Source organism: Bacillus sp. 166amftsu (genome assembly GCF_900107445.1).
GTDB classification, from domain to species: Bacteria; Bacillota; Bacilli; order Bacillales; family Bacillaceae_G; genus Bacillus_A; species Bacillus_A arachidis.
This window is the reverse complement of the sequence record NZ_FNQA01000001.1, coordinates 467,923-494,146: the sequence shown is the minus strand read 5'-3', so window position 1 is coordinate 494,146 and position 26,224 is coordinate 467,923. Positions and strand designations below refer to the sequence as shown.

Here is a 26,224-nt window from a genome sequence, read left to right as displayed (position 1 = left end):
AAAATTGTGGTTCTACTCGTTGCACTTGTGCTTGGGAAGGTAATGGGGTCTTTGTTTCATTGGATTTATTTTGCAAGGTAGGAGGTATTAAGATGACACAAAATAAATTAAAAGATGATTACATACATAAAGTAAAAGATTATCACCCAAAGTCAAATTATGTGATGAATTGTGTAAAAGCGTTTGTCGTAGGGGGCCTGATTTGTACAGTAGGTGAATGCTTGATGAAATTTTATATGCACTATTTTCACTTCAGTGAGCAAAATGCCGGAAATCCTACAATAGCAACGCTTGTGTTATTATCAGCTGTGTTAACGGGATTGGGTGTGTATGATAAAATCGGTCAATTTGGGGGGGCTGGTTCAGCAGTTCCTGTTACTGGATTTGCAAATTCAATGGCAAGTGCGGCAATTGAGCATCGTAGTGAGGGAATTGTACTCGGAGTTGCGACAAATATGTTTAAGCTTGCTGGAAGTGTAATTGTCTTTGGTGTTGTTGGAGCATACATTGTTGGTCTAATTCGATATACGTTTAAACTTTGGTTATCTTAAAGGAGACTAGATATGAGATTGACAGGGAAGCAAACATGGGTATTTCAAAATAATATATTTGTGAATGCAACAGGTACTGCTGTCGGTCCAAAAGAAGCGGAAGGTCCTCTTGGAAAGTGTTTTGATATTTCATATGATGAATTGCACTGTCAGGAAGAGAATTGGGAACTCGCTGAAAGACGATTGATGAATGATTCAATTCAGCAAGTCATGCAAAAAGGAGATGTAAAGCCTTCGCAAATTGATTTTCTTTTAGCAGGCGATTTATTAAACCAAACTGTTACAGCAAATTACGTGGCTCGGGAGCTTGGAATTCCTTTGTTAGGCATGTTCAGTGCTTGTGCGACATCAATGGAAACATTAGCAATTGGATCGGCTTTTATTGATGGAGGATTTGCTAACCGTGTGATAGCTACAGTTAGTAGTCATAATGCAACTGCCGAACGGCAGTTCCGTTATCCGACAGAATACGGGGGGCAAAGACCTGGTACAGCAACATCAACTGTTACAGGAGCAGGGGCAGTTTTAATTAGTAAAGAACAGAGCAATATTAAAGTAACAGCTGCAACCATTGGGGTAGTGCAAGATTTAGGAATTGCAGATCCTTTTGATATGGGGTCAGCAATGGCGCCTGCTGCCGCTCATACAATTCAACAGCATTTTGAAGATTTAGGAAGAAGCGCAGCAGATTATGATCTAATCGTTACAGGTGATTTATCAGGTGTTGGAGCGCCAATTACGAAGCAACTTTTACTCGAGGAAGGGTATGATTTAGGGAATGTATATAATGATTGCGGATTAATGATTTATTATGGGGATCAAGAAGAGGTCTTTGCAGGTGGAAGCGGGTGTGCTTGTTCGGCAGTTGTAACATACGGTCATTTATTAAAAGAAATGCAAAAGGGAAACTTACAACGTATTTTTGTAGTTGCAACAGGAGCATTGTTAAGCCCGATTATGATTCAACAAAAAGAAACGATTCCGACAATTGCACATGGGGTTGTATTTGAAAGGGTAAAAGGGGTGTGAATTGTGGATTTTATATATGCGTTTATCGTTGGAGGAGCTATCTGTGTTATAGGACAGATTTTATTGGATTTTGCTAAATTAACCCCTGCACATTTGATGGCAACGTTTGTAGTGATTGGAGCGATTTTAGATAGTTTTGGACTATATGATAAGCTCATAAAATTTGCAGGTGCAGGTGCAACTGTTCCTATAACGAGCTTTGGACATTCCCTTTTACACGGGGCACTAGAGGCGGCTGAAAAACATGGTTATTTAGGAATTGGAATTGGCATGTTTAGCTTAACTTCTTCAGGTATTTCAGCAGCGATATTATTTGCATTTTTTGTAGCACTTATATGTAAACCGAAAGGATAAATCAAATGAGACGAAGGGTTATCTTGGTGACAGATGGAGATGAATATGCAAAAAGAACGATTGAGCTGTTAACAAAGGAATTTGGCGGAAGGTGTATTTCTGCATCGCAAAGCAATCCAACAAAATTGACGGGAAAGAAGATTGTGGAGCTAATTATGCAAACGCCATATGACCCTGTATTTGTTATGTTTGATGATAGTGGATTTATAGGGGAGGGTTCCGGTGAAAAGGCGCTAAAATATGTGGCAATGCATAAACAAATTGATGTTCTTGGTATTTTAGCCGTTGCATCTAATACACATCATTGGGAGTGGGCTCGTGTAGATATCAGTATAGATCGAGAAGGCAGATTAACAGAATATGGTGTTGATAAATTCGGACTCCCCGATGGTGAAATTGGCAGAATTAATGGAGATACGATTTATTGTTTAGATGAATTAACTGTCCCTGTAATTGTAGGGATTGGTGATATAGGAAAGATGTGTAGAAATGATGAGTGGGAGCGAGGATCGCCAATTACAAAAAAAGCAATTCAATTAATTTTAGAAAGAAGTGGGTTTTATGACGAAACAAAAGAAAGTTAATATCCCGATTTCTTCCTTCATAAGTGATAATGAAAATTATTTGAAACAAACAGCTGGACTTGGTGTCACATTTGATGTAGGGATTCGTAAGTTTCAAATTCTTGATAAAGAGATTGGTGTATTATTTGTAAATGGATTGTGTGATACAAACTACATTATTCCGATTTTAGAAGAAGCAGTTGATACAAATGAGATAAGGGATGTTGGTGAGAATACCGTAAAGCTTTTAGAAAATCGACTTATCCATCAACAAGTAAGTAAAGTGAAAACGATGGATGAAGTAATGCTACAAGTTTTATCTGGTCTTGTAATTATTTTTGTAGAAGGTGAAACAGAAGCTTTTGTAATTGATGTTCGTAGTTATCCAGGCCGAACACCGACAGAGCCGGATACAGAAAAAGTAGTGCGCGGGGCAAGAGATGGTTTTGTGGAAAACATTGTTGTTAATACAGCATTGATAAGAAGACGTATTCGTGATCCGCGCCTTCGAAACGAAATTATTCGGGTGGGAGATAGATCGCAAACGGATATTTGCATTACGTATGTTCAAGATGTTGCGAATCCAGATTTGATAAAAATTATTAAGCAAGAGCTAGAGAGTATTGAAGTGGATGGCATTACAATGGCAGATAAAACGATTGAAGAGTTTCTGGTTAAACAAAGTTATAATCCTTTTCCACTTATTCGTTATACAGAAAGACCTGATGTAGCGGCAAGTCATTTATTAGAAGGACATGTATTACTCATTGTTGATACATCACCAAGCGTAATGATTACACCAACAACTTATTTTCACCATGTACAGCACGCGGAAGAGTTTAGGCAAAATCCGGCAGTTGGTACATTTTTGAGATGGGTTCGTTTTGTAGGTATTATATTTTCTTTGTTTTTATTACCGTTTTGGCTTGTTTTTGTGTTCGATCCAACGTTGTTACCAGAAAAACTTGCTTTCATTGGACCAAATAAAATGACCAATCTCCCTATATTGTTACAAATAGTTATGGCCGATATTGGACTTGAATTTTTGCGAATGGCATCGATTCATACACCAACTCCTCTATCATCAGCTACCGGCTTAATTTCAGCGATTTTAATTGGGCAAATTGCAATTGACGTTGGATTATTTGTTCCAGAAGTTATTTTATATACAGCGGTTTCAATGATTGGAATATATGCAACACCAAGTTACGAATTAGGACTTGGAAACAAACTAGGAAAATTATTTGTCATTATTTTAACTGGCTTCTTCCATGAGATAGGATTTGTAATTGGCATGACGATGTTAATTTTATTTTTAACGTCCATCAAAAGTTTGCAAACACCATATTTATGGCCGTTTTTACCATTTGACTGGGGAGCATTAAAAACAATATTATTACGCCCGACCATGTCTAGTTTAAAAGTGCGTCCAAGTATTGTACATCCACAAAATATACGTAGACAAAAATAAGCAGGATCGTTCTCCTGCTTATTTTTTATTATAAATTTATCGTTTTGTAACAAAAAGACAACATTTTTTTCGTACACTTAGAGTAGAAATTGTGTATGAAAGGGGAAGAGAGCATGATCAAACTATTTGTAAGTGATTTAGACGATACACTCGTTTATAATGTAAGCCATATTCATAAAGAAGATGAAAAAGCACTTTGTTGGTTAGCGGAAAAAGGAACGAATATTTGCTTTGCTTCTGGCCGTTTTACACATAGGATCCAAGATGTGGTTAGAAGATTCGGATTTCCATATTATACGACGGGTTTAAATGGAGCTACCATGCTATTACCAAACGGGCAAATATTCCATGAATCGAAATTTAATGATCAAGTTGCCCAGGAAATATATCGATATATACATGAAAAAAGACTAGCTGATATTGTATGTGCAAAAGAGCAGAGATATACCAAAAAGAAAAATGAACATCATTATGCTTTTGAAGAATATATGAGTGTGCATATTGCGGAGATAGAAACATTAGAAGAAGAGTTTGGTAAAACAGTCCATCCTTCAAAGTTGTTTGTGTATGGAGAAGCAGAAAAGATTGTGATATTAGATGAAGAGCTAAGAGAAACTTTTCATGAGCAAGCTGAAATTTTTATTTCTGGAAAAGGCTATGTGGATATTATGCCAATAGGGGTTAGTAAAGGAAGTGCTTTAAAACGGTTGATGAAGCATTTAAACATTGAAGCGCATGAAGTAGCATGTATTGGTGATTCTTTTAATGATATTTCCATGTTTACAGTAACACCACATTCTTTTTCTCTTCATCATGCACATCCCTATGTAAAGGAAAAGGCGCGTCACGTTGTTCGTTCTGTAGAGGAAGCTATTATGAAGTTACCCTTGCTTGTATAAAGTGAAACATTTTGAGGTGAGAGTGTAACTGTCCGCAAATAGTGGGATAAATCCATTTTGTTTTCCTGCATATAAGTCGCAGCTATGAAAACAAACAGAAATCTCCACTCATTTTCTCTTTTTGTCTTCACAAGGCATGAGGCGATGATCTCTCACGTCTAAAAAAGAGGGTTTATGTCGTTTTTAAATTTGGATGTATAAAGAAAAAGCTCGTCACTGACGAGCTTTTATTACTTAAATAATGATTTAATAAAATCAATGATACTAGAGAAAAAATCTTTTATCTTATCTAGGAAACTTTGTCCTTCTTCAGACCCTAAGAAGGCTGAAACATGTTCTTTCGCTTTATTTAATTGGCTACCAACTTGGTTCCAGTCAATATTTAAATTTTTCATTTTATCAAATAATGAAACTAAGTTATCTAATTGCTCATCTGTTAGTGTAATACCGAGTTGATCAGCAATCTTTTTAATTAGCGCACGTAAATCCTCTGTGGTCTTCGGCTGTTCTTTGGCAATTTCTTCTTTTACTTTTGCAACAAGTTGAACAGCTTTCTCGTCACCGATTTTATCACCAAGCTTAGCTGTTTGTACCATTTCTTCATTAGCTACTTTTTTTACTTCTTCAGGAATTTCTTTGTTTGCTGTAGTTTCGTAAGCTTTCATTAAGCCCGTTAAAGCAGCTGTTCCTGATACTTTAAATGGTGCTGTAATCTGGATTTCTGCATCTTTGACACCTGCTGTGATAAGTGCATTTGTGTACATTGCATCTGTTACCCAATTAATATTTTTTGCTCGTACAATAAGACCAGATCCTGGTTTTGTATACGTAATCATAGAAGAGGAAATCGCTCTTGTACCAATTTGTGATTTTGGAACGATGCCTTCTAAAAATTTATGTTCTTCCGCATTAGATACAGTAATAACTTGCGCATCTTTTGGCGCTTTCATTTCTTTTAAAAGCTCCTGTTTTTGTTGTTCAGATAAATTTTCTCCTAATGTAACGATTGATTCTCCCTCAATCACGTCTGCAAATGAAGCTGACGGAATCATAAATACCGTAACAGCTAATAGCAGGGCTAATAGTTTCGTTTTCACGAAAAATCGCTCCCTTTCTTTTTCTTGAAATTTGCGGGCAACAAAGTAATTATAGTATATTTTAAAAATTTGTCATCCGTCTTCGTACTGATTTTAAAAAAGAAGTATGCAGATTGTCGGATTCTTTTTGTTTCTGAGCACGAATATGGTAATATAGTGCTGAGATAGTCGAAAGGAGACATATAAGCATGAAAACTTTAGGATACATATTAATGGAAAACGGAGAAAAAATCGAATTGGAATTTTTCTCGGAGGAAGCACCAAAAACAGTTGAAAACTTTAAAAAATTAGCAAATCAAGGTTTCTATAATGGGGTTACGTTCCATCGTGTTATTCCTGGTTTCGTAAGCCAAGGTGGAGATCCAACGGGAACAGGAGCAGGTGGCCCTGGTTACTCTATTCCATGTGAAACTGATGAAAATCCTCATAGACATGTAGTTGGTTCACTTTCTATGGCGCATGCTGGCCGTAATACAGGTGGTAGCCAGTTCTTTATCGTTCATGAGCCACAACCACATTTAGACGGTGTACATACTGTGTTTGGTAAAGCAACAAGTGGGATTGAAACAGTATTAAACATGCGTCAAGGCGATGTAATGAAAGAAGTTAAAGTTTGGGAAGAGTAAGCTGAAGAGAGCACTGTGCTCTCTTTTTATTTTTTTCGCTGTTAAAGAATCATCATTCAAAATTTCACATGACATGTAAAGGAGACTGGGGATATTTGGATATAAAAATTTACTTTGTTCAATGTTTGTAGTGGCAGTTGGAGAGAAAACTTAAATAAGAAAAGTTTTAATCTATAAACAGGAATTTGTAAGTAATGTGCAGTAAATGATAAGAGAGTAAATAGTAAAGTTTTTATAGCTAACTAAACTTATTTGCAATAAAACTATTTTTATAAAAATACATAGAATAAAGTGAAGATGTATTTTGCTATTCGAAGTCAGTAAGCTTTGTAGTTCAATCAGTTCTGAGAGAAGCTGAGTTTATTTTATTAGTGAAAATAAATGAATACTATACATTTGACTTTCCTAAATTCTCTTTGTATGATTATCAGGTTGTTTTGGCAGCCCTTCTCACTACAGTGAAAATATTGTAAAATGGATATGATGTAAAAATAGTAGTAGAGGGGATACATGGTTTGTAACTTTTGTAAGAAGGGATAAGGTTTATGTTAATTCGTTTTAAAAAAAGTTATGAAAAGATTGCAATGGGGCTTCTTTCTTTTATGCCAACTGAAAAAGATGTGAAAACTTTACAGGTGACAATGAAGGAATATGATAAAAATGATCATTGGCAACTGTATTTGTGGAAACAAAATGATGATTTTGTTGGGATAATTGGAGTTATTAAAGAAGAAGATGTATTAAAGATTCAACATATTAGTGTAAATCCGTCTCATCGTCACATGGGGATTGGAACGAAGATGGTACAAGAGTTAAAAAATAAGTTTCAAGATGCTATGATTTGTGGTAATGAACAAACTGCGAGTTTTTGCGAAAAGTGTCAGGAAGTTGAACAGAATATACATTCATAAAAGCAGAGATAGGAACCATGTCATCTCTGCTTTCTTTTTTTTAGCTGTTCGTTTCGTTCGGCAATTACAGCATTTCTGTCACGCAATTTATGCTTATGGATAATGTATTCAGTAGGTAGCGACTGAGCATCTTTCCAAGGAATCATTTTTTCTGTACATAATTGCCGGCATGTGTTTTCTAAAGAAGAATCTGAAAAAGGTAAAAATATAGGTGTGAAAGGTTCTTGCGCTTGAATAGACAGTAATTGTTTTTGTAATATAGTTAAAAGTTTGGAGTGATTCAAACCTAATTTGTGCACTTGTTTACTTTCTTTATTTAAAATAGTAATGGCGCTTTTCATCATTCGTAGTGAACCATTCCAATTTGAGCGTCTGTGATGATATAAAGAAACTGCTATTTGAATAAAACCAACCCAATAGTTGTCCCGCTCTTCTCTAGGTTTTAATTTCCAATGCTCCTCTAATACTTCATGACATTCAAAATAATCGTAATCTCCATGAAAATGAATTAAAAATTGTATGTATGCTGTAGGATACATTCTTTTCACTCCTGTCTAAATAGTCTTATGTACAGTGTATCATGAAGTGAAATTCCGAAAAAAGCGTGATAAATAATAAACGACTAGAGAATCTCTAGTCGTTTATTATATTCTGCATTAGCAGAAACAAGCCGCGCCTACAATGATTAATAAGATAAAGAGCACAACAAGTAAAGCGAAACCGCCGTGAAAACCACAATCAACATGGCCCATAGTTTTTTACCTCCTACATTGAACTTACTACATTTTTATCATATGAAAGGGTGGGCATTGTTGCATGGGCAGGTGTCTATTTTCAACTAAATTTCTGAAAAAGGTTGGATAGAACATAAGTATGCTCTATACTTATGTTGTTATAGAAAAAATGTGGTGGGATGCTTTGTGCAATATAATTTTAAAGTAGAGGCTTTTGAAGGGCCTTTAGATCTATTGTTACATTTAATTCATCGTTATGAAATCGATATATATAATATTCCTGTAGCGGAAATTACAGAGCAGTATTTATCTTATATTCATACGATGAAAGACTTGCAATTGGATGTTGCAAGTGAGTATTTGGTGATGGCTGCAACGCTATTGCAAATTAAAAGTAAAATGCTGTTACCGAAACAAGAGGAAGATGTACCTGATAATGGTGAAGACTTTATAGATGATCCCCGTCAAGAGTTGATGGAGCGGTTAATTGAATATAAAAAATACAAGCAAGTTGCTACTGAATTAAAAGAGAGAGAACAAGAGAGAGCGCAACTTTTTACACGTCCACCAATTGATTTTACATCGTTTCAGTCAGAAGAGGAGACAAGTTTACCTCTCGATGTCACACTATATGATATGTTAGCGGCATTTCAAAAACTTTTACGTCGTAAAAAATCCAAACGTCCAGTAACAACAAGAATTACTCGTCAAGAAATCCCGATTGAACAACGTATGAGTGATATTTTAAAGCAGTTAGAAATAGCGGAAGGACGTCAAAGCTTTTATGACTTATTTGTTGATGAAGAGCGTGAAGTAATGGTTGTAACGTTTTTAGCTGTACTAGAACTCATGAAAAATCAACAAATTATTATTGAGCAAGAACACAATTTTGATGAAATCTTTTTGACTCGTTCTAAAGCCTAGTAGAACTTGCATCTTAAGATTGTGAGGAAAACTAGCAGTAAGTATTTGATGAGTGAAAGTAATGATCAGTGGAAATACGCCCACTGATCAAAGATTCCATGATCGTGTTTAGGAACAATAGAAGGAATGTTGGACCGGACGCAATATACTGTGATTCGGTTTTTACTATGGACATTTTTGCATGGAAAAGTATAAGAAAGGAGATTGTACGTTGGATAGAAAAGAAAAAATGGCAATTATTGAGGGACTTTTATTTGTTGCGGGTGATGAAGGAATTTACCCGGAACAAATTGCAAAAGTACTTGAGGTTGAAGTGAAAGATGTAATTCAGATGATCGAGGAAATGCAAAGGGAATGTGAAGGGATGCAGAGAGGTTTGCAAATTGTACAATTTGCAAAAGTGTATCGCTTTGCTACAAAAAAAGAACATGCTCCTTATTATCAAAAATTGATGAATACCCCAACCGCCGCTTCTCTTTCTCAGGCCGCTCTTGAAACATTGGCGATTGTTGCTTATCGTCAGCCAATTACAAGAACGGAGATGGAAGAAATTCGTGGTGTGAAAACAGATCGAGCATTGCAAACATTGGTTTCGCACTTACTTATAAAAGAAACGGGTCGAGCGGAAGGACCAGGGCGTCCGATTTTATATGGTACTACGAAAGAGTTCTTAGATACGTTTGGACTTCAAACATTAGATGATTTACCAGCTCTTTCTGAAGAAGATGAACAAATGAATGAAGCCGACTTATTCTTTGGCTCCTTGCAGGAACTGTCAAAATCGTAGCTTAGCACATTGCTAAGCTTTTTTGTATATGAAATACGCCTCGTGTCATACTAAATGAAAAAGGAGACGGATTATGAAAAGAGTACGGATTATTCTATTGCTAGTTTCTGTTTTATTATGTTTTGCATTAAACAGCACATCTGCCAAAAGATATATGACGTCTGTTCATACTGCGTCTTCTTTTTCCATACAACGTCCACATTTAGGAAAAATGAAGATGAGCTTTTTTAAGGTAGGACAAGGTGATGCTATACTTATTATCTTACCTAATGGTCAAACTGTGTTAATCGATGGAGGACCTTATGAGGCTGGAGAGATAATTATTCAAAAATTAGTTGAAAAGGGAATCAATCATTTAGATGTTGTGGTAGGGACTCATCCAGATATGGATCATATAGGTGGGCTTATCCCGATTATAGAACAAATGCCAGTGTCACTTGTATTAGATAGCGGTAAAACCTATAGTTCTTTTACATATCATACGTATAGGAACAATATTAAAAAGAGGGGTATTCCGTTTGTTCGTGTAAAACAAGGTCAGCATATTCCGTTAGATCCCCAAGTTGCAATTCAAGTGTTAAATAACGGAGAATCAAAGGATGAAAATAATGAATCATCGATCGTTTTAAAGGTTCGATATGGCAAAGCTGATTTTTTGTTAATGGGAGATGCGGATATACAAACTGAAAAAAAAATAATGAAGCGATATAATATACATGCAGATGTTTTAAAAGTAGGTCACCATGGCTCATATACGTCAACCAGTGAACAATTTCTAAAGAAGGTAAATCCTCAATTTGCTATTCTTTCTTATGATAAAAAAAATCCATATGGGCATCCACACCAAAGTGTAGTAAAAAGATTAAAGAGATATGGTGTGATGACGTATGTAACCGATAAACGAACAGTAGATATTGAAACGGATGGAGAACATATTGTAATGTGGTCCAACCCTCCACTTCCATTATTAAAGTAACTCGATACCACTTATGATTACATTTTGAATCAAATAAGAAATCGATACCAAATTTCAAAAAAGGTTCATTGTCTTCTTTTGGAAAAAGTGAATAGTATATATTATAATTAGATAAGAAAAGTAAATTTCCTTTTTTAATCATAAAAGAGGAAATTTGTTTTTAATGTATAGACAACTACTCGTGTATATATTAAGATGGAATTAGGCAAATAGGTAATAATACAAGTAGGTATTTCATGGGAAAGGATCGATGAAAATGAAAACGCAAGTTGTCATCAATGCCAAAATTTATACAGGTCACGAAGTAATGGAAAGTGGATTTATTCGTTACGCAGAAAAAATTGAAGAAATTGGTTTGATGGCTCAATATGTATCACAAAAAAATGAAACTGTATTTGATGCAGAAGGAAAAATTGTGATTCCAGGTATGATCGATGTTCATATTCATGGTGGATACGATATTGATGCGATGGATGCAAATAGCGATGGATTGGTAACCCTTGGTAAAGAAATGTTAAAAGAAGGGGTTACAACTTATTTCCCAACAACAATGACGCAAGCTCCAGAAGCAATTGAAGCGGCATTAATAGCTGCAAAAGAAGCGAAAGAAAAAGGAGCGCATTTTGAATATATGCATTTAGAAGGACCATATGTTTCAAAAAAACGTGCAGGAGCACAGCCACTTGAGCATATCGTTCCTGCGAATATTGAACAATTTAAACAATGGCAAGAGGCAAGCGGTAATTTAATTAAATTAGTAACGTATGCGCCAGAAGAAGAGGGTGCGATAGAGTTTGAACAGTATCTTGCTGAAACTGGTGTTGTTGGTACAATGGGACATACAGATGCAATTGATGCACAATTAAAAAATAGAAATATTACACATGCTACACACTTATACAATCAAATGCGTGGTTTACATCACCGTGAACCAGGAGTTGTTGGTCATGTGTTATTAAATCCAGATGTAATGGTTGAAGTTATTACAGATGGTATTCATATTCATCCAGATATGGTGAAGTTAGCATATAAATTAAAGGGCCCTAAAAAAGTAAGTGTCATTACTGACGCAATGCGTGCAAAAGGTTTAGAAGATGGATTATATGAACTTGGTGGACAGCCGGTACATGTAAAAGACGGTAGCGCAAGGTTAGAAGATGGAACGTTAGCTGGTAGTATCTTGAAAATGGATCAAGCATTCCGAAATGTAATTGAATTCACAGGATGTTCTGTTGAAGATGCTGTTCTTATGACATCAGTTAACCAAGCTGAAGAGTTTGAATTAACGAATAAAGGTGTATTAGCAGTAGGCAAAGATGCTGACTTTGTTGTCATGACCCAAGATTTACATGTATATGATACAGTTCGATTAGGAATCCATATGAAAGAAGGGAAGTAAGTAGGATGAATATTCTTGTTGTAAAAACTTCGGAAGAATTAGCAGAAGCAGGTTATAAGTTAATTGAGGAAGTTATAAAATCAAAAGAAAACCCAACATTAGGAATGGCTACTGGAAGCTCTCCACTTGGTATTTATGCAGAAATGCGAAAAAATAAACTTGATACAAGCCGTGTAACCACTGTAAACTTAGATGAGTACGTAAATTTACCACATGAAGATAAAAACAGCTATCATTACTTTATGAAAGAACAGTTGTTTGATCATCTTCCTTTTAAAGAAACTTATGTACCAAATGGGATGGCAAGTGATTTAGAAGAAGAGTGTAAGCGTTATGAAAGCATTCTAACAGCTAACCCAGTTGACTTACAGATTCTTGGAATCGGTGAAAACGGTCACATCGGATTTAACGAGCCAGGGACAGCGTTTAATTCTTCAACTAACATTGTAGAATTAACAGAGTCTACACGCCAAGCAAATCTTCGCTTCTTTGAAAAAGAAGAAGATGTGCCAACCCATGCGATTACAATGGGTATTGGAAGCATTATGAAAGCGAAACAAATTCTCCTTGTTGCTATGGGACCGAAAAAAGCAGAAGCAATTAAGGAATTATTGCAAGGTAAGTATAGCGAAGCGTGTCCTGCTACAGTATTGCAACGTCATCCGAGTGTAACTGTAATTGCCGATCCAGAAGCTCTATCTTTATGCAGTGAGGCGATTGCTGATGAACATCGACAAGTATTCACCATTTCCGATCTATTATCAGATTCAAGAGTGGGTGAAACAGCTAATTGAGGGCGGTGAATGGAAGCCGGGAGATAAAATTCCATCTGAGAATGAACTTTGTGATAAGTTCGAAGTAAGTCGCATGACAATCAGACAGGCAATTAATAACTTAGTGGAGCAAGGGTATTTATATCGAAAACGCGGAATTGGAACGTTTGTTCAACTTCCGAAAGTGGAGCAGAAGCTGCAAGGGATGACCGGATTTACAGAGGATATGCTTTCTCGCGGTATGCAACCAAGCAGCCAATTATTAAGCTTCCGCGTAGTTCCAGCTACTGCTAAAATAGCAGAGCGGCTTAGGATACAAGAGGGAGAATCGGTGTATGAAGTAAGGCGTATCCGCTTAGCTGATGACGAACCGATTGCTTTTGAGACGACATACTTGTCACCAACTCTTGTAAAAGATATTAACGAAGAAATTCTGCAACAATCCTTATACGAACATTTAGAGAAAAAATTAGGCTTTAAACTTGTTCGTGCTACCCAAGCAATTGAAGCTTCAATTGCAACGGATAATGAAGCGGAGCATCTGCATATTCCAAAGAAAGCACCTGTACTTGTAATGAGACAATGGTCATATGCAGAAAGCGAATTACCGCTAGAATACGTGAAATGTATTTATCGTGGTGATCGTTATAAGTTTATTACGAGTATTTCACGAAACAAGTAATATATTTTATTTTGTGAAATGTATTAAACTTTCGATTCATCCATTGGATATGTAGAGAAATAAAAATACGACTCATCCTTATAGGGGGTGAGTCGTATTTTTATTTCGTTTGGAGTTGTAAGTTATCGCGTGTTCTACAGCGTCTTTTACAGAGTCTACGACATATTGTGCGTGCTTCTTCACTTCATCATCAGCCTGTGACATGGCAAAGCTATGGGGTGTTAAATTAAACATCGGAATATCATTGTAAGAATCACCGATGCAAGCAACTTCTTCAGGTTTTATTTGGAATTCTTGTAATAAAACGGAGATGGCGGACCCTTTGCTAACATTTGGAGGCATGACATCTAAGCATTGTTCAGCGGAGATAAAGGTACTGACTTTACCGCTAAATTTCTCATCGATTTTTTTCTGAAGTACTTGTAAGTCTTCTTTCATGCCCCCGACAGAAATTTTATTAGGAAAAATTGTATTATCAATTTTTTGTAATAAATTTGGTTCTTCAACAGAAGTCATTGTAACTTGTTTCTCAAGTTCATGAATAAAGGGTGTTTTTTCCTCAATGTAATAATTATATTCGTCACTTACATAACGAAAATAAGGCTCTTCTTTTGTCATTGCTAACAAATCTGGTAAAATGCCAGAATCAAATGTCGCAGACAATAATTGTTTATTCTCATGGGTATATACGAATACACCATTTACGCTAATACGGTGAAAGTTAGTACCAACCTCTTTCATCAAATCAGCAATTTCATTATCAAGCCTACCGGAGGCAAAACAAAGAATCACATTTTGCTCTGCGAGACTATGAAGTGCAGCAATATCTTCTTGATCAATGAAACCTCCATGTCGCATCATTGTACCATCAATATCGCTTATAAACATTTTAATCATGTTGCTTTCTCCTTTCTATGTATATTTGCTCTTACATTATACGTATATAGTGCAATCATGTCTAAAATATGACTTTTTCTAAATTGGTAGATGTTTTGCATTGACGAAAAAGAAGGATGTTCTGTAACATAAAAGCAGGTTATTTAAGTACGAGGGTGGTGTTATATGAATAATTATCTAGAAATTAAAAAAGTTTTAAATAATAATGTCATCATTGCGAGCCATCAGGAGCATGAGGAAGTAGTAGTGATTGGCAAGGGGATTGGATTTGGAAAGAAAGCGAAAGATGTATTAAAAGCGGAGCAAATTGAAAAAATGTTTGTTTTAAAAAATGAACGTGACCGTGAACAATATAAGCTTTTAGTGCCACATGTGAGCGAAAAATTAATTGAACTGATGAACGATATTATGATATATATTCAAGAAAAGGCGCAGTCACCATTAAACGAGCATATTCATATTGCCTTAACAGATCATATTTCTTTTGCAATTAAACGACTGAAACAAGGCTTTACAATAGATAATCCTTTTTTAGTTGAAACAAAAATGCTGTACCCAGAAGAGTACAAAATTGCTGAAGGAGTTGTACAACTTTTAAATTCCCGTTTGCAAATTACATTGCCAGAAGGGGAAATTGGCTTTATTGCACTTCATATTTATAGTTCACTCACAAATTCTGATCTATCTTCTGTTAATCAAAACGCCCGTCTTATTGCAAAGCTTGTTTCATTAATTGAAACAAATCTACATCTTACATTAGATCCAGAAAGTATTCATTATTTACGCCTTATTCGTCATTTGCAATATGCAATTGAACGGGTGAAAAAGGGAGAAAAGGTAGAAGAAGCGCAGGGATTTGCTGATTTATTAAAAGCAGAATATCCAATCTGTTATAACTTGGCTTGGAAGCTAGTTAAGGTAATGCAAAAAGAACTGCAACTTCCTGTATATGAAGCGGAGAGCGTGTATTTAACGATGCACTTGCAACGATTAGTGAAAGCGGAGCATGTGTAAAAAGACATTATATTTTGTCTAAAATGAAAACGTTAAAAAAAATGATTGAATCGCTTACAATAGTTATGTATAATTACTAATACAAAGTTATACAAATTTCGACAAACACGTTAAGGTGAGTAACGAAAACGTTTGCCTTAATTATAGTGAACTTATACGTAAACCTATTTTTGACACGTGTTACTGATTCGATCAGGCATGAGTGGAGAAAAGTTGGGAATGTAAGCTAAAGAAAGGGACATACTACCCTTTGTATAGCTATCGTTCTATCTTTTTTTCCTCATGCCTTTTTGGCGTTTGTCGAAAAGTATCAATATAGATAAGAGAGGAAGGGTTTCCATGTTTAAGAAGATCTTTGGTGTTCTTCAAAAAGTCGGAAAAGCGCTTATGCTTCCAGTAGCGATTTTGCCGGCGGCAGGTATTTTACTTGGATTTGGTAATGCATTTCAAAATCCACAATTAACAAATCTTATTCCTGCTTTAAAAGCGGATTGGTTCGTAATGGTTGCAAAAATTATGGAACAATCTGGTGACATTATTTTCGCTAACCTTGCTTTATTATTCGCAGTTGGGGTAGCAATTGGTTTAGCAGGTGGGGACGGGGTAGCTGGTTTAGCAGCGTTCGTCGGCTACTTAATTATGAACAAAACGATGAGTGTGTTCTTAGAAGTAGACAAGCTAGTGAAAGTAACAAGTACTGGGGCTGACCCAGTTAAAATCGGTTTTGCAGATCCTGCGTATGCAAATGTATTAGGGATTCCAACGCTGCAAACAGGAGTATTTGGTGGTATTATCGTCGGGATAGTAGCGGCATATTGTTATAATAAATACTTCGATATTGAATTGCCATCATACTTAGGTTTCTTTGCAGGGAAGCGTTTCGTACCGATCGCGACTGCAACATTTTCTTTAGTAGTAGGTATTATCATGTGCTTCGTTTGGCCATACATTCAAGGTGGCTTAAATGCGTTCTCCCATCAAATGATTGATGCAAATAGAACGATCGCAGCATTTATCTTTGGTTTAATTGAACGTTCATTAATTCCATTCGGATTACATCATATTTTCTATTCACCGTTTTGGTTCGAATTCGGTCAGTATACAAATGCGGCTGGCGAATTAATCCGTGGTGACCAAAAAATCTTTATGGCGCAGTTAAAAGACGGCGTAGAATTAACAGCTGGTACATTTACAACTGGTAAGTATCCGTTCATGATGTTCGGTCTTCCAGCAGCAGCTTTAGCAATGTATCATGAAGCCCGTCCAGAAAATAAAAAATTGGCAGCTGGTATTTTAGGATCTGCTGCATTAACATCTTTCCTAACAGGTATTACAGAACCACTTGAATTTTCATTCTTATTCGTAGCACCAGTATTATTCGGAATACATGCTGTATTTGCTGGTTTATCATTTATGACAATGCACATTTTAGGTGTTAAAATTGGGATGACATTCTCTGGTGGCTTAATTGACTTTATGCTATTTGGTGTCTTACCAGGTCGTACAGCATGGTGGTGGGTAATTGTTGTTGGTCTTGTACTTGCAGTAATTTACTACTTCGGATTCCGCTTTGCAATCCGCAAATGGGATTTAAAAACACCTGGTCGCGAAGTAACAACAAATACTGATGGTGCAGGAAAAGCAGAAGCAGGCGAACTGCCACGCGAAGTTTTAGCAGCACTAGGTGGTAAAGAGAATATTGCTTCTTTAGATGCTTGTATTACACGTTTACGTGTTCAAGTTAACGAACAAAAAAATGTAAACAAAGATCGTTTGAAAGAACTTGGGGCAGCGGGAGTGCTTGAAGTAGGAAATAACATTCAAGCTATTTTCGGACCAAAATCTGACACGTTAAAGTCACAAATTCATGATATTATGTCAGGTCGCACGCCTCATATTGAAAAAGAAGAACCTGTAAAAGTAGAAGAAACTGTACAAAAAGCTGATACAAATGAAACAATTGTATCTCCAATTGAAGGAAAGCTTTTACCGATTACAGAAGTACCTGACCAAGTATTTTCAGGAAAAATGATGGGAGATGGATTTGCAATTGAGCCAACAGAAGGAACGGTAGTTTCCCCAGTTGACGGCGAGATTGTTAATGTATTCCCAACTAAACATGCAATTGGTATTCAATCTGAAGGTGGAAAAGAAATTTTAATTCACTTCGGTATTGATACTGTAAAATTAAATGGTGAAGGTTTTGAATCACTTGTAGCACAAGGTGATAAAGTGAAACAAGGACAACCGTTATTAAAAGTAGATATAGCATTTGTAAAAGAAAATGCACCATCTATTATTACACCAATTATTTTTACAAATTTACAGCAAGGACAACAAGTTGAATTGAAAAAAGAGGGGAATGTCAAGAAAGGCGAAGCCAATATTATTGACATTCAGTAAGAAATTGACGCAAAATGTTTATAATTATAATGGGCGATGTGGTTGACCGAACATCGCCCATTATATACAATAGACGGTGTAGTACTCACGTCTATACAACTAAAAAATACTGTATTTAAAGGAGATAGATTATTATGGAAAAAATCTTTAAAGTAACTAGTGACTCAGGAATTCATGCACGTCCAGCAACTCTACTTGTTAACACTGCAAGCAAATTCGGTGCTGACATTAACTTAGAATATAATGGTAAAAACGTTAACTTAAAATCAATCATGGGCGTTATGTCTTTAGGTATTCAACAAGGCGCAGAAATTAAAATCACTGCAAATGGTGATGATGCAGCTCAAGCACTAGCAGCTATCGAAGAAACTATGAAAAACGAAGGATTAGGAGAATAATGACTCTTAATATTCAAGGGATTGCTGCATCAAGTGGGATTGCTATTGCGAAGGCTTTCCGACTTGAAAATCCTGAATTTAACATTGAAAAGAAAACGATTACGAACGAAGCTGCAGAAATTGCACGCTTAGACGCTGCGCTTGAGAAAGCAAAATCAGAATTAGAAGCAATTAAAGACCATGCTTTTGCTGAGCTTGGTGCTGATAAAGCTGCTATCTTTGAAGCACATTTACTAGTACTAAATGATCCAGAACTAGTAAATCCAGTAAAAGATAAAGTAAATAGTGAAAAAATAAATGCTGAATTTGCAATGGACGAAGTTGCAACAATGTTCATTACTATGTTTGAAAACATGGATAACGAATATATGAAAGAGCGTGCAGCGGATATTCGCGACGTAACAAAACGTGTTCTTGCACATTTACTAGGCATTAACTTCTCAAATCCAAGTACAATTTCTGAAGAAGTAATCATCATTGCTGAGGATTTAACACCATCTGATACAGCACAGTTAAACCGCAAATATGCAAAAGGTTTCACAACTGATATCGGTGGACGTACATCTCACTCTGCAATTATGGCTCGTTCTATGGAAATTCCAGCTGTTGTTGGTACAAAAGTTGTTATGGAACAAATCCAAAACGGCGATATCGTAATCATCGATGGTTTAGATGGAGAAGTAATTGTAAACCCATCTGAAGAAACTCTTCGCACTTTCGAAGAAAAGAAAGCAAAATTTGAAGAACAAAAAGCTGAATGGGCGAAATTAAAAGATCAAGCGACTGTCACAAGCGACGGACATCATGTTGAGCTTGTTGCAAACATCGGAACACCAAACGATGTACAAGGTATTATTGACAATGGTGGAGAAGGTGTTGGTTTATATCGCACAGAATTCTTATACATGGGCCGTGACAATCTTCCGACAGAAGAAGAACAGTTCGAAGCGTATAAAGCAGTTCTTGAAGGTGTAAAAGAAGGTCAACCAGTTGTTGTTCGTACACTTGACATTGGTGGAGATAAAGAACTTCCATACTTACATTTACCAAAAGAAATGAATCCATTCTTAGGTTACCGTGCAATTCGCTTATGCCTTGAAGAACAAGACGTGTTTCGTACACAACTTCGCGCATTACTTCGTGCAAGCGTATATGGTAACTTAAAAATTATGTTCCCAATGATTGCAACGCTTGACGAATTCCGTCAAGCAAAAGCAATTCTATTAGAAGAGAAAGAAAGACTTGTTCAAGCTGGTACAACTGTTTCTGATGCTATTGAAGTAGGTATGATGGTAGAAATCCCCGCTTCTGCAGTATTAGCAGATCAGTTTGCAAAAGAAGTTGATTTCTTCTCTATCGGAACAAACGACTTAATCCAATACACAATGGCTGCTGACCGTATGAATGAACGTGTATCTTACCTATACCAACCGTATAATCCATCTATTTTACGTCTTGTAAAAATGGTTATCGATGCTGCTCATAAAGAAGGAAAATGGGCTGGCATGTGTGGTGAGATGGCAGGGGATTCACTTGCAATCCCACTATTACTTGGATTAGGATTAGATGAATTTAGCATGAGTGCAACATCTATTCTTCCTGCAAGAACACTACTAAGTAAGTTGTCAAAAGCAGAGATGGAAGAGTTAGCGCAAAAAGCATTAACAATGTCAACTGCTGAAGAAGTTGTTGCATTAGTTAAAAGTATCTAATAATAAAAAAACCTGAGCCGATTGAAATCGGTCTCAGGTTTTTTATATGCTAAATTTAGATTTGATTTTTATAACTCTGAGGCGAGAAAGAATTAAATAGCGATTGATATGATATCATTTGGGCAAACACGTAAAATACCTGTGAATTTAGTTGTGTTCATGTTATTCTTATCATCTTTATTATCTTTATCATCTCTAGTAGCTAAAGCGGAGAAAAGAGCAACGCCGTTACAGAACCCTTCAAAAATAACATTTCTGAAAGTAACGTCTCCTCTAATAGTTAAAAGAGAAATTTCTGTTCCGATTGCAACGTTTCTAAGGACATTACATACTGGTGTTCTTCTATGAAACTCTTCTTTTTCTTTTTCTCTTTCTCTTTCACGATCACGATCACGGCAATGATCATGATGACAATCTCTAAAGTCGTCACGACATCCAAAAGATCCAAACATAATTCTTCACCCCCTTCACACTTATAATGTATGTAAGTTCCATATGTGGTGACTGGACAGAGCGTTGGGCTATTTTCTTATTTTAAATGACTAGGTGGGTATTTGTTACTTAATGGTATTTGGATAAGGGTAAATGACAGGGAAAGATAGATCGTAACTTCTATTAGTGTTTTTTCTTTATTCGAAAATCCAAATTTTATGGGGAGTTATCCCTTATGTATCATCTTTGCATCAATAAGAACCTGTAGGTGAAGGCTAATTATTCATGAATAATTGCATATATAGAAAAGGACACCTTCATTTATAACGAGGTATCCCTTACACTTTTTTACTTTTATATAAAACGATTGCATATACGGGAACAGCTAACAATAATGGCATGATAGATTGTGAGATATGTAGTCCCTCTTCTAGTTGTAGTGCTTTTTCTTTTGGAAATTGTAGCATTGTAATATTTGTGGCATCCCCAATAAAGTATAGAAGCAGTACAGTTACGGCATAGCTTAAAAATGCAATAAAGCTTCCATATGAATTCAATGAAAATCCCTCTCTTGTTATCTATTTGTTACTATTGTATCATAATTGTAACAAAAAAACACCCCTTATATTTCAAGACATAACAAGATTCGACAAAATACTGCAGTTTAAAAGATGGTCAGAGAAATGAACTGCTGTTTATATATGGGGAATATTACAAAGAAATGACATAAAAAAACGAAGGGGAGCTCCCTTCGTTTTTTTATGCTATTGTGGGACTGTTTACTTTGCCCATTCCACTACTTGTTCGACATGCATACGTGGTGCAGGATGCCCTTTTAATGTAGATTCACCAATTGTAATTAGCATGATTGGTACATAGCGAGAGGAAACATTAAATTCATCCATTAGTGCTTGTGAATTAAAACCACCGATTGCACAAGTATCCCAGCCAGTTGCCTTTGCTGCAAGCATAAGTTGCATTGCGGCTAAAGATGCATTAGAGAAGGCTGCATCTCGTGGATATTGTTCACGCTTATATGCAGATTCAATATTTTGTGTCAAACGTTCTTTTGCTTCTTCTTTCATAAACCCTTGCTCTACGATTGGACCATAAACAGAATCGATGTTTTTGTGTGCTTCTAGATCACCTAAAATAGCGACTACTGCAGAAGCATCAAGAATTTGTTGTTGATTATAAGCAATTGGGTGTAAACGGCTTTGTACATCTTTACCTTGGAAAACAAGAAATTTCCAATGTTGTAAGTTCCAAGCGGATGGTGCTTGGCCAGCTGCTTTCAAAATTTCTTGTAATTCCTCTTTTGAAATTTCCTTTTCAGGGTTGAATGCACGATTAGATGTTCGTTCATATAAAACAGTAAAGAAATCTTGCTGTGTCATAATATACCTCCAAAGTTTTATGTCGATCTGTAAAAAATTCCATATGTAAAAGTTTTTACTTACATTTTGTAAGTTGTCACTGTAAAAGAATATAATATCTTTATTTTAATTGTCAAGTTGTTGAGAATAGCATAAAAGGAGGGCATTCGTACAAACACTGTCACTCATGTAATCATACAATAAAAAGATGATTCGCAGATCAAGAAGAGATATGTAAAGTGAAGCTCCTGTCAGCGGGAGAGTTCCTCGTTCCTGCTGATGCTTAGCCCTCACTAATCGGGTTCTTTTGATAACAATCCCTTGTAGAAAAGGATAGTGAAGAATTCAGTAGAACAGGATATATGAAGTGAGTGAAGACCAGTGGTGAACATACTACATTTTTTATTAGAGAATACGGTTTTTCAAAATGTATTACAGGATCTCCATGTAAATGTACTTTATATAGAAGAAGGGTGTAATCACCAGTATACAATTGATGAGATACATCCAAAATGTATGTTTTTAGCAAGTAGTTTTGAAGAAGGAGAAAGATTATTAGAAAAAGTTCGACCGCAAATTGTGATCATATATGTGTCAAATGGTGCACAAGTAGAGTATATAAAACACATGTATAATCCAAGGAGTTCTTTTATTGTTATTTGGGATCATCCGGTGACGTCAAAATTTGTAGAGTTGCTTACAATAGGAGTGCGAAATATTGTGATAGCTCCTGTTACACCACAGGTTGTACTGGAAGAGGTAAACAAATGTCTCTATCAAATATCACTATTGCAGCAGGTGACTATTCAACAAGAGCTTCTTCAAATGATGTTTGATTTTCAAAATGATTTATTATTTATTGTAGAAGATGATGAGATCGTTGACTGTAATACGAACTTTTTGAGTTTTTTTGGATATGAAGATTTACTTTCATACCGTGAGAAACATATGGTATTTGCGGAACATTTTATCCAAGATCATGGATATTATGCAACAAAACATGATATAACTTGGCTCGATGATTCTTTAGAACAATCCAGAAAAATAAAAATGTATAATTATGAAGGCGAAGAATTTGTTTTTTTATTACGTGCGGTACCTGTGCCAGAAGATTTGTCTAGGTTTATTGTTAGCTGTACAGATATTACGGAACTAGATGAATTATATCAAGAGCAAGAACAGCTTATTGCAATTGATTCTTTAACAGAAATATACAATCGTTTGAAGTTTCAACAATTATTAGAAGAAAAATGGGATAATGAGAAACGAATGAATCACACAATGGCAATTATTCTTTTTGATATAGACGATTTAAAAAAAGTAAATGACACATATGGACATGATTTTGGTGATTTAGCATTAATTCAGTTAGCTGAACTTATGAAATCTAAAATAGCACCCCAGCATATTTTCGCAAGGTGGGGTGGTGAGAAATTTATTATATTAGTAATAAATACAACGGAAAAAGAGGCTTTTCAAATTGCTGAATCATTACGATTTTTTATTGAAACAAAACAATTTTCTAGTATTTCAAAATTAACCGCGAGTTTTGGAGTTGCTTTATATGAGCAAGGAATTACAAAAGAAGAATTGATGCAACGAGCGGATATTGCATTATATGAAGCGAAAAAAAATGGAAAAAACCAAGTACGTTTATATAGAAAAGAAAAAATGTAACTTTTTCGCAACAAAGTGTTGCGATTTTTTTCTGTTGTCTGATAATAGAAAGAGGGGGACCATTTATAATAAAATAACTGCGGAGGTTTGTTAATGACAAAAAGATTAATTATTATGGTCTTGAGTTTCTGTATAGTATGCGGGAGTGTGTATTACTTTTTTTCTATACCAAAGAAGGAAGAAATAGCAACTCCTAAGGTAACGCCTTCTGTTGATTCTGCGTTACATGATAAATCGGAAGAAAAAGAGGGACGGCCAATTGATTATGCCAGTGTGGCACAAAAGTTAGATCAATATTTAAAAGATAAAAATTTCAATGGAACAGTTCTTGTCACGGATAAAGATCATGTTGTGTTGAATAAAGGATATGGGTACGCAGATGTTCAAAATAAAATTGAAAATACGCCACAAACAAAATATCGTATCGGTTCAATTACTAAGACTGTTGTGGCAACATCGATTTTACAGCTGCAAGAGCAGGGGAAGTTAAATATTCAGGATAATGTAAATAAATATATCCCTTCATTCCCGGCAGATAAAAATATTACATTATATCATCTTCTGACACATACTTCTGGTTTACCAGGGAAGGGAAAGGGGAAAGTGAATGCTGCATCCCATTTGAATTTAGTTACTTGGATTGGAAAGCAACAAGTAGCTTTTCCGCCAGGAACTGGTTGGGAATACACTGATTATAATTATATGGTGTTGGCTTACATTATAGAAAATATATCTAAAAAGCCTTTAGGAGAATACATAAAGGAGAATATTTTTGCACGAGCAGAAATGTATGAATCAGGCATGGGGAATATGGTGCCAGGAGATCAACATTTTACTAAAGGATATAAAAAGAAAGATAATGTACTTGTACCTGCACCAAAATTGGCAATGGATTGGTTATACGGTTGTGGTGAGATGTATACTACAGTTGGAGATATGAAGAAGTTGGATGAAGCAATTATAAATGGAAAACTTCTTTCACAACAAAGTATCCAAGCAATGTTTACACCTTCACCAGCACGAAAATATGCATTTAGTTTTTATATTTATCCTGATTATTTTCATAATCATGGTGTACTTTCTGGCTGGAATACATTTAATAATTTCAATAAGGATAAGAGAACATTTGTTATTTTATTCTCAAATGTACAAAATGGCGTGGATGATGATTTTAATAAGGAATTTCGAAAGATGGTCAGCGACTTAATAGAGCAAAGGGGATGAGTAGATGAAACAAGTAATTTCATCAATTGGTTTTATTGGCATAGGTGTTATGGGGAAAAGTATGGTGCATCATTTATTAAAAAGTGGTTATACAGTATATGTGTACAACCGTACGAAAGAAAAAGCAACTTCTTTATTAAAAGAAGGAGCAAATTGGTGTGATTCACCAAAAGAATTGGTAAAGAATGTAGATGTTGTTATGACGATGGTAGGATATCCGCATGATGTAGAGGAAGTCTATTTTGGAACAGAAGGAATTCTCGAACATGCAAATGAAGGAACAATTGCAATTGATTTTACAACATCTACACCTACGCTAGCGAAACGTATATATGAAGCTGGAAAAATAAAGAATGTATATACGCTAGATGCGCCGGTATCGGGAGGAGATATTGGAGCAAAAGAAGGTAGACTTGCCATTATGATTGGTGGAGATCAAGAAGTATATGAAGTTTGTTTACCTTTATTTGAGAAACTAGGGAAAAACATTCAGCTACAGGGCCCGGCAGGAAGTGGGCAGCATACAAAAATGTGTAATCAAATTGCAATCGCTTCTAATATGATAGGAGTTTGTGAAGCGGTAGCATATGCAAAGAAAGCAGGTTTAGATCCAGATAAAGTATTACAAAGTATTTCAACTGGAGCAGCCGGTAGTTGGTCATTAAGTAATTTAGCTCCACGTATGTTAAAAGAGGATTTTGCACCAGGATTTTATGTGAAACATTTTATGAAGGATATGAAAATTGCATTAGATGAGGCTGAAAAATTAGAATTACCTGTACCGGGTTTAACTCTTGCGAAAGATTTATATGAACAACTAGTAGAATCGGGAGAGGAAGACAGTGGAACACAAGTATTATATAAAAAATATATAGGGGGAGGAATATGATGAATTTAGAAAAATTTGATGGAATGGTTGATGCTGTGCAACGTACAATTTGTATGCCGATTAATGATAAGCAACAAGCGGCATTTAAACAAAAGTATGATTTTGAGCCAACATTTGAATATGGGCGTGATGAAAATGGTCATTATGTTATTCGAACAGCAAAAAAGATGCTAGAAGAAATGGAATTTTATTTAGCTTTAAAGTATGACCGTGAAGGTATCGATTTATATATGCATGCTGAAATTGATGGGGTATGTTATGTATCTGTTAGCTACGGAGAAGATGCTCTTCATTTACAAGAACTGTTCCAGTTTTTGGAATTAAATAAATAAAAAAGTCCTCACTTGAGGACTTTTTTATTTTTAACATATTTTTCGGGAAAATTGGAAGCTAATTTTGACAAAGGCAGGTTATATTAAAGTAGAT

29 protein-coding genes are annotated in these 26,224 nt (G+C 35.6%); 22 read left to right on the top strand and 7 right to left on the bottom strand.

The genetic code is table 11. The annotated features are described in order from the left end of the window. Positions 1–92 precede the first annotated feature (92 nt). The 6 genes from spoVAC to BLV40_RS02750 all read left to right on the top strand — a co-directional run bounded on the left by spoVAC (position 93) and on the right by BLV40_RS02750 (position 4,867). Complete coding sequence (gene spoVAC / locus BLV40_RS02775) at positions 93–551, top strand: stage V sporulation protein AC (protein ID WP_026590095.1); 459 nt, start codon at positions 93–95, stop codon at positions 549–551. Positions 552–563: 12 nt separating this feature from the next. After that, the gene (gene spoVAD, locus BLV40_RS02770) at positions 564–1,580 is read left to right on the top strand and encodes a stage V sporulation protein AD (protein ID WP_026590096.1); all 1,017 of its coding nucleotides are present in this window, start codon (positions 564–566) and stop codon (positions 1,578–1,580) included. A 3-nt stretch (positions 1,581–1,583) separates the two neighbouring features. Beyond that, on the top strand, positions 1,584–1,934 hold the full coding sequence (spoVAE, locus tag BLV40_RS02765; protein ID WP_026590097.1) for a stage V sporulation protein AE: 351 nt from the start codon (positions 1,584–1,586) through the stop codon (positions 1,932–1,934). Positions 1,935–1,939: 5 nt separating this feature from the next. Beyond that, positions 1,940–2,518 (top strand): stage V sporulation protein SpoVABEA, encoded by a 579-nt coding sequence (locus tag BLV40_RS02760; RefSeq protein WP_026590098.1) that lies wholly within the window; start codon positions 1,940–1,942, stop codon positions 2,516–2,518. Next, on the top strand, positions 2,496–3,968 hold the full coding sequence (locus BLV40_RS02755; RefSeq protein WP_090687360.1) for a spore germination protein: 1,473 nt from the start codon (positions 2,496–2,498) through the stop codon (positions 3,966–3,968). The genes BLV40_RS02760 and BLV40_RS02755 overlap by 23 nt, the downstream gene beginning before the upstream one ends. 95 nt (positions 3,969–4,063) lie before the next feature. Next, positions 4,064–4,867 (top strand): HAD family hydrolase, encoded by an 804-nt coding sequence (locus tag BLV40_RS02750; protein ID WP_139265451.1) that lies wholly within the window; start codon positions 4,064–4,066, stop codon positions 4,865–4,867. Positions 4,868–5,097: 230 nt separating this feature from the next. Here BLV40_RS02750 and BLV40_RS02745 read toward each other — a convergent pair whose 3' ends face one another. Then, on the bottom strand, positions 5,098–5,964 hold the full coding sequence (locus BLV40_RS02745; protein ID WP_026590101.1) for a DUF1002 domain-containing protein: 867 nt from the start codon (positions 5,962–5,964) through the stop codon (positions 5,098–5,100). A gap of 188 nt (positions 5,965–6,152) precedes the next feature. Here BLV40_RS02745 and BLV40_RS02740 point away from each other — a divergent pair, with 188 nt between their 5' ends. Continuing rightward, on the top strand, positions 6,153–6,590 hold the full coding sequence (locus tag BLV40_RS02740) for a peptidylprolyl isomerase (protein ID WP_026590102.1): 438 nt from the start codon (positions 6,153–6,155) through the stop codon (positions 6,588–6,590). A 545-nt stretch (positions 6,591–7,135) separates the two neighbouring features. Further along, entirely contained in the window at positions 7,136–7,501 is a 366-nt protein-coding gene (locus BLV40_RS02735) for a GNAT family N-acetyltransferase (RefSeq protein ID WP_026590103.1), read from the top strand. Positions 7,502–7,521: 20 nt separating this feature from the next. Here the strand turns inward: BLV40_RS02735 and BLV40_RS02730 are convergent, their stop codons facing one another. Both BLV40_RS02730 and BLV40_RS02725 read right to left on the bottom strand, forming a co-directional pair. Next, positions 7,522–8,040 (bottom strand): DUF309 domain-containing protein, encoded by a 519-nt coding sequence (locus BLV40_RS02730; protein WP_090687358.1) that lies wholly within the window; start codon positions 8,038–8,040, stop codon positions 7,522–7,524. Between the two features lie 117 nt (positions 8,041–8,157). Beyond that, positions 8,158–8,253 (bottom strand): YjcZ family sporulation protein, encoded by a 96-nt coding sequence (locus BLV40_RS02725; RefSeq protein ID WP_017151030.1) that lies wholly within the window; start codon positions 8,251–8,253, stop codon positions 8,158–8,160. 168 nt (positions 8,254–8,421) lie between these two features. Between BLV40_RS02725 and BLV40_RS02720 the strand changes: the two genes are divergently transcribed. The 6 genes from BLV40_RS02720 (at position 8,422) to phnF (ending at position 13,776) form a co-directional block, all read left to right on the top strand. Then, a complete protein-coding gene (locus BLV40_RS02720; protein WP_026590105.1) occupies positions 8,422–9,159 on the top strand; it encodes a segregation/condensation protein A in 738 nt (245 codons plus the stop codon). 211 nt (positions 9,160–9,370) lie between these two features. Further along, positions 9,371–9,946: an SMC-Scp complex subunit ScpB gene (scpB, locus tag BLV40_RS02715; RefSeq protein ID WP_026590106.1), complete on the top strand. Its 576-nt coding sequence runs from the start codon at positions 9,371–9,373 to the stop codon at positions 9,944–9,946. 73 nt (positions 9,947–10,019) lie between these two features. Beyond that, positions 10,020–10,922, top strand: a complete 903-nt coding sequence (locus BLV40_RS02710; RefSeq protein WP_090687357.1) for a ComEC/Rec2 family competence protein — start codon at positions 10,020–10,022, stop codon at positions 10,920–10,922. Positions 10,923–11,178: 256 nt separating this feature from the next. Further along, positions 11,179–12,321: an N-acetylglucosamine-6-phosphate deacetylase gene (nagA, locus tag BLV40_RS02705; protein WP_090688293.1), complete on the top strand. Its 1,143-nt coding sequence runs from the start codon at positions 11,179–11,181 to the stop codon at positions 12,319–12,321. A 5-nt stretch (positions 12,322–12,326) separates the two neighbouring features. After that, the gene (gene nagB, locus BLV40_RS02700) at positions 12,327–13,115 is read left to right on the top strand and encodes a glucosamine-6-phosphate deaminase (RefSeq protein ID WP_026590109.1); all 789 of its coding nucleotides are present in this window, start codon (positions 12,327–12,329) and stop codon (positions 13,113–13,115) included. Beyond that, positions 13,045–13,776 carry a phosphonate metabolism transcriptional regulator PhnF gene (gene phnF / locus BLV40_RS02695; protein ID WP_081810942.1) on the top strand — a complete coding sequence of 244 codons (732 nt, stop codon included), beginning with the start codon at positions 13,045–13,047 and terminating at the stop codon, positions 13,774–13,776. Before nagB ends, phnF begins: the two co-directional genes overlap by 71 nt. 78 nt (positions 13,777–13,854) lie before the next feature. Here phnF and BLV40_RS02690 read toward each other — a convergent pair whose 3' ends face one another. Then, positions 13,855–14,673, bottom strand: a complete 819-nt coding sequence (locus BLV40_RS02690) for an HAD family hydrolase (protein ID WP_090687356.1) — start codon at positions 14,671–14,673, stop codon at positions 13,855–13,857. Positions 14,674–14,838: 165 nt separating this feature from the next. On the opposite strand from BLV40_RS02690, the gene glcT reads away from it, so the two are divergent. The 4 genes from glcT (at position 14,839) to ptsP (ending at position 20,200) form a co-directional block, all read left to right on the top strand. Then, complete coding sequence (gene glcT, locus BLV40_RS02685) at positions 14,839–15,687, top strand: glucose PTS transporter transcription antiterminator GlcT (RefSeq protein ID WP_090687355.1); 849 nt, start codon at positions 14,839–14,841, stop codon at positions 15,685–15,687. A 339-nt stretch (positions 15,688–16,026) separates the two neighbouring features. Further along, complete coding sequence (gene ptsG / locus BLV40_RS02680; RefSeq protein WP_090687354.1) at positions 16,027–18,090, top strand: PTS glucose transporter subunit IIABC; 2,064 nt, start codon at positions 16,027–16,029, stop codon at positions 18,088–18,090. Positions 18,091–18,224: 134 nt separating this feature from the next. After that, positions 18,225–18,488 (top strand): phosphocarrier protein HPr, encoded by a 264-nt coding sequence (ptsH, locus tag BLV40_RS02675; protein ID WP_000411078.1) that lies wholly within the window; start codon positions 18,225–18,227, stop codon positions 18,486–18,488. Continuing rightward, a complete protein-coding gene (gene ptsP / locus BLV40_RS02670) occupies positions 18,488–20,200 on the top strand; it encodes a phosphoenolpyruvate--protein phosphotransferase (protein WP_090687353.1) in 1,713 nt (570 codons plus the stop codon). Before ptsH ends, ptsP begins: the two co-directional genes overlap by 1 nt. Positions 20,201–20,292: 92 nt before the next feature. Here the strand turns inward: ptsP and BLV40_RS02665 are convergent, their stop codons facing one another. The 3 genes from BLV40_RS02665 to BLV40_RS02655 all read right to left on the bottom strand — a co-directional run bounded on the left by BLV40_RS02665 (position 20,293) and on the right by BLV40_RS02655 (position 22,029). Further along, positions 20,293–20,652 carry a DUF3915 family protein gene (locus BLV40_RS02665; RefSeq protein WP_090687352.1) on the bottom strand — a complete coding sequence of 120 codons (360 nt, stop codon included), beginning with the start codon at positions 20,650–20,652 and terminating at the stop codon, positions 20,293–20,295. A 318-nt stretch (positions 20,653–20,970) separates the two neighbouring features. Further along, entirely contained in the window at positions 20,971–21,189 is a 219-nt protein-coding gene (locus BLV40_RS02660) for a hypothetical protein (RefSeq protein ID WP_090687351.1), read from the bottom strand. A 222-nt stretch (positions 21,190–21,411) separates the two neighbouring features. Further along, positions 21,412–22,029 carry a nitroreductase family protein gene (locus BLV40_RS02655; RefSeq protein ID WP_090687350.1) on the bottom strand — a complete coding sequence of 206 codons (618 nt, stop codon included), beginning with the start codon at positions 22,027–22,029 and terminating at the stop codon, positions 21,412–21,414. A 363-nt stretch (positions 22,030–22,392) separates the two neighbouring features. Between BLV40_RS02655 and BLV40_RS02650 the strand changes: the two genes are divergently transcribed. The 4 genes from BLV40_RS02650 (at position 22,393) to BLV40_RS02635 (ending at position 26,130) form a co-directional block, all read left to right on the top strand. Then, complete coding sequence (locus BLV40_RS02650) at positions 22,393–23,685, top strand: sensor domain-containing diguanylate cyclase (RefSeq protein WP_139265491.1); 1,293 nt, start codon at positions 22,393–22,395, stop codon at positions 23,683–23,685. A gap of 93 nt (positions 23,686–23,778) precedes the next feature. Beyond that, positions 23,779–24,909 (top strand): serine hydrolase domain-containing protein, encoded by a 1,131-nt coding sequence (locus BLV40_RS02645; protein ID WP_026590119.1) that lies wholly within the window; start codon positions 23,779–23,781, stop codon positions 24,907–24,909. A gap of 4 nt (positions 24,910–24,913) precedes the next feature. Next, positions 24,914–25,798, top strand: a complete 885-nt coding sequence (locus BLV40_RS02640) for an NAD(P)-dependent oxidoreductase (RefSeq protein WP_026590120.1) — start codon at positions 24,914–24,916, stop codon at positions 25,796–25,798. Next, positions 25,798–26,130, top strand: a complete 333-nt coding sequence (locus BLV40_RS02635; protein ID WP_090688288.1) for a DUF3909 family protein — start codon at positions 25,798–25,800, stop codon at positions 26,128–26,130. The genes BLV40_RS02640 and BLV40_RS02635 overlap by 1 nt, the downstream gene beginning before the upstream one ends. Positions 26,131–26,224: the final 94 nt, after the last annotated feature.

Excerpts from the sequence above, each read along its gene's own strand:
- ptsG (WP_090687354.1), top strand. The coding sequence starts at position 16,027 with ATGTTTAAGAAGATCTTTGGTGTTCTTCAAAAAGTCGGAAAAGCGCTT.
- nagA (WP_090688293.1), top strand. The coding sequence starts at position 11,179 with ATGAAAACGCAAGTTGTCATCAATGCCAAAATTTATACAGGTCACGAA.
- BLV40_RS02730 (WP_090687358.1), bottom strand. The coding sequence starts at position 8,040 with ATGTATCCTACAGCATACATACAATTTTTAATTCATTTTCATGGAGAT.
- BLV40_RS02725 (WP_017151030.1), bottom strand. The coding sequence starts at position 8,253 with ATGGGCCATGTTGATTGTGGTTTTCACGGCGGTTTCGCTTTACTTGTT.
- BLV40_RS02665 (WP_090687352.1), bottom strand. The coding sequence starts at position 20,652 with ATGTTTGGATCTTTTGGATGTCGTGACGACTTTAGAGATTGTCATCAT.
- BLV40_RS02740 (WP_026590102.1), top strand. The coding sequence starts at position 6,153 with ATGAAAACTTTAGGATACATATTAATGGAAAACGGAGAAAAAATCGAA.
- BLV40_RS02750 (WP_139265451.1), top strand. The coding sequence starts at position 4,064 with ATGAAAGGGGAAGAGAGCATGATCAAACTATTTGTAAGTGATTTAGAC.
- glcT (WP_090687355.1), top strand. The coding sequence starts at position 14,839 with ATGAATAATTATCTAGAAATTAAAAAAGTTTTAAATAATAATGTCATC.
- phnF (WP_081810942.1), top strand. The coding sequence starts at position 13,045 with ATGAACATCGACAAGTATTCACCATTTCCGATCTATTATCAGATTCAA.
- spoVAD (WP_026590096.1), top strand. The coding sequence starts at position 564 with ATGAGATTGACAGGGAAGCAAACATGGGTATTTCAAAATAATATATTT.
- BLV40_RS02635 (WP_090688288.1), top strand. The coding sequence starts at position 25,798 with ATGAATTTAGAAAAATTTGATGGAATGGTTGATGCTGTGCAACGTACA.
- BLV40_RS02690 (WP_090687356.1), bottom strand. The coding sequence starts at position 14,673 with ATGATTAAAATGTTTATAAGCGATATTGATGGTACAATGATGCGACAT.
- BLV40_RS02645 (WP_026590119.1), top strand. The coding sequence starts at position 23,779 with ATGACAAAAAGATTAATTATTATGGTCTTGAGTTTCTGTATAGTATGC.
- BLV40_RS02710 (WP_090687357.1), top strand. The coding sequence starts at position 10,020 with ATGAAAAGAGTACGGATTATTCTATTGCTAGTTTCTGTTTTATTATGT.
- spoVAC (WP_026590095.1), top strand. The coding sequence starts at position 93 with ATGACACAAAATAAATTAAAAGATGATTACATACATAAAGTAAAAGAT.
- BLV40_RS02640 (WP_026590120.1), top strand. The coding sequence starts at position 24,914 with ATGAAACAAGTAATTTCATCAATTGGTTTTATTGGCATAGGTGTTATG.
- ptsH (WP_000411078.1), top strand. The coding sequence starts at position 18,225 with ATGGAAAAAATCTTTAAAGTAACTAGTGACTCAGGAATTCATGCACGT.
- nagB (WP_026590109.1), top strand. The coding sequence starts at position 12,327 with ATGAATATTCTTGTTGTAAAAACTTCGGAAGAATTAGCAGAAGCAGGT.
- BLV40_RS02735 (WP_026590103.1), top strand. The coding sequence starts at position 7,136 with ATGTTAATTCGTTTTAAAAAAAGTTATGAAAAGATTGCAATGGGGCTT.
- BLV40_RS02760 (WP_026590098.1), top strand. The coding sequence starts at position 1,940 with ATGAGACGAAGGGTTATCTTGGTGACAGATGGAGATGAATATGCAAAA.
- ptsP (WP_090687353.1), top strand. The coding sequence starts at position 18,488 with ATGACTCTTAATATTCAAGGGATTGCTGCATCAAGTGGGATTGCTATT.
- BLV40_RS02755 (WP_090687360.1), top strand. The coding sequence starts at position 2,496 with ATGACGAAACAAAAGAAAGTTAATATCCCGATTTCTTCCTTCATAAGT.
- BLV40_RS02655 (WP_090687350.1), bottom strand. The coding sequence starts at position 22,029 with ATGACACAGCAAGATTTCTTTACTGTTTTATATGAACGAACATCTAAT.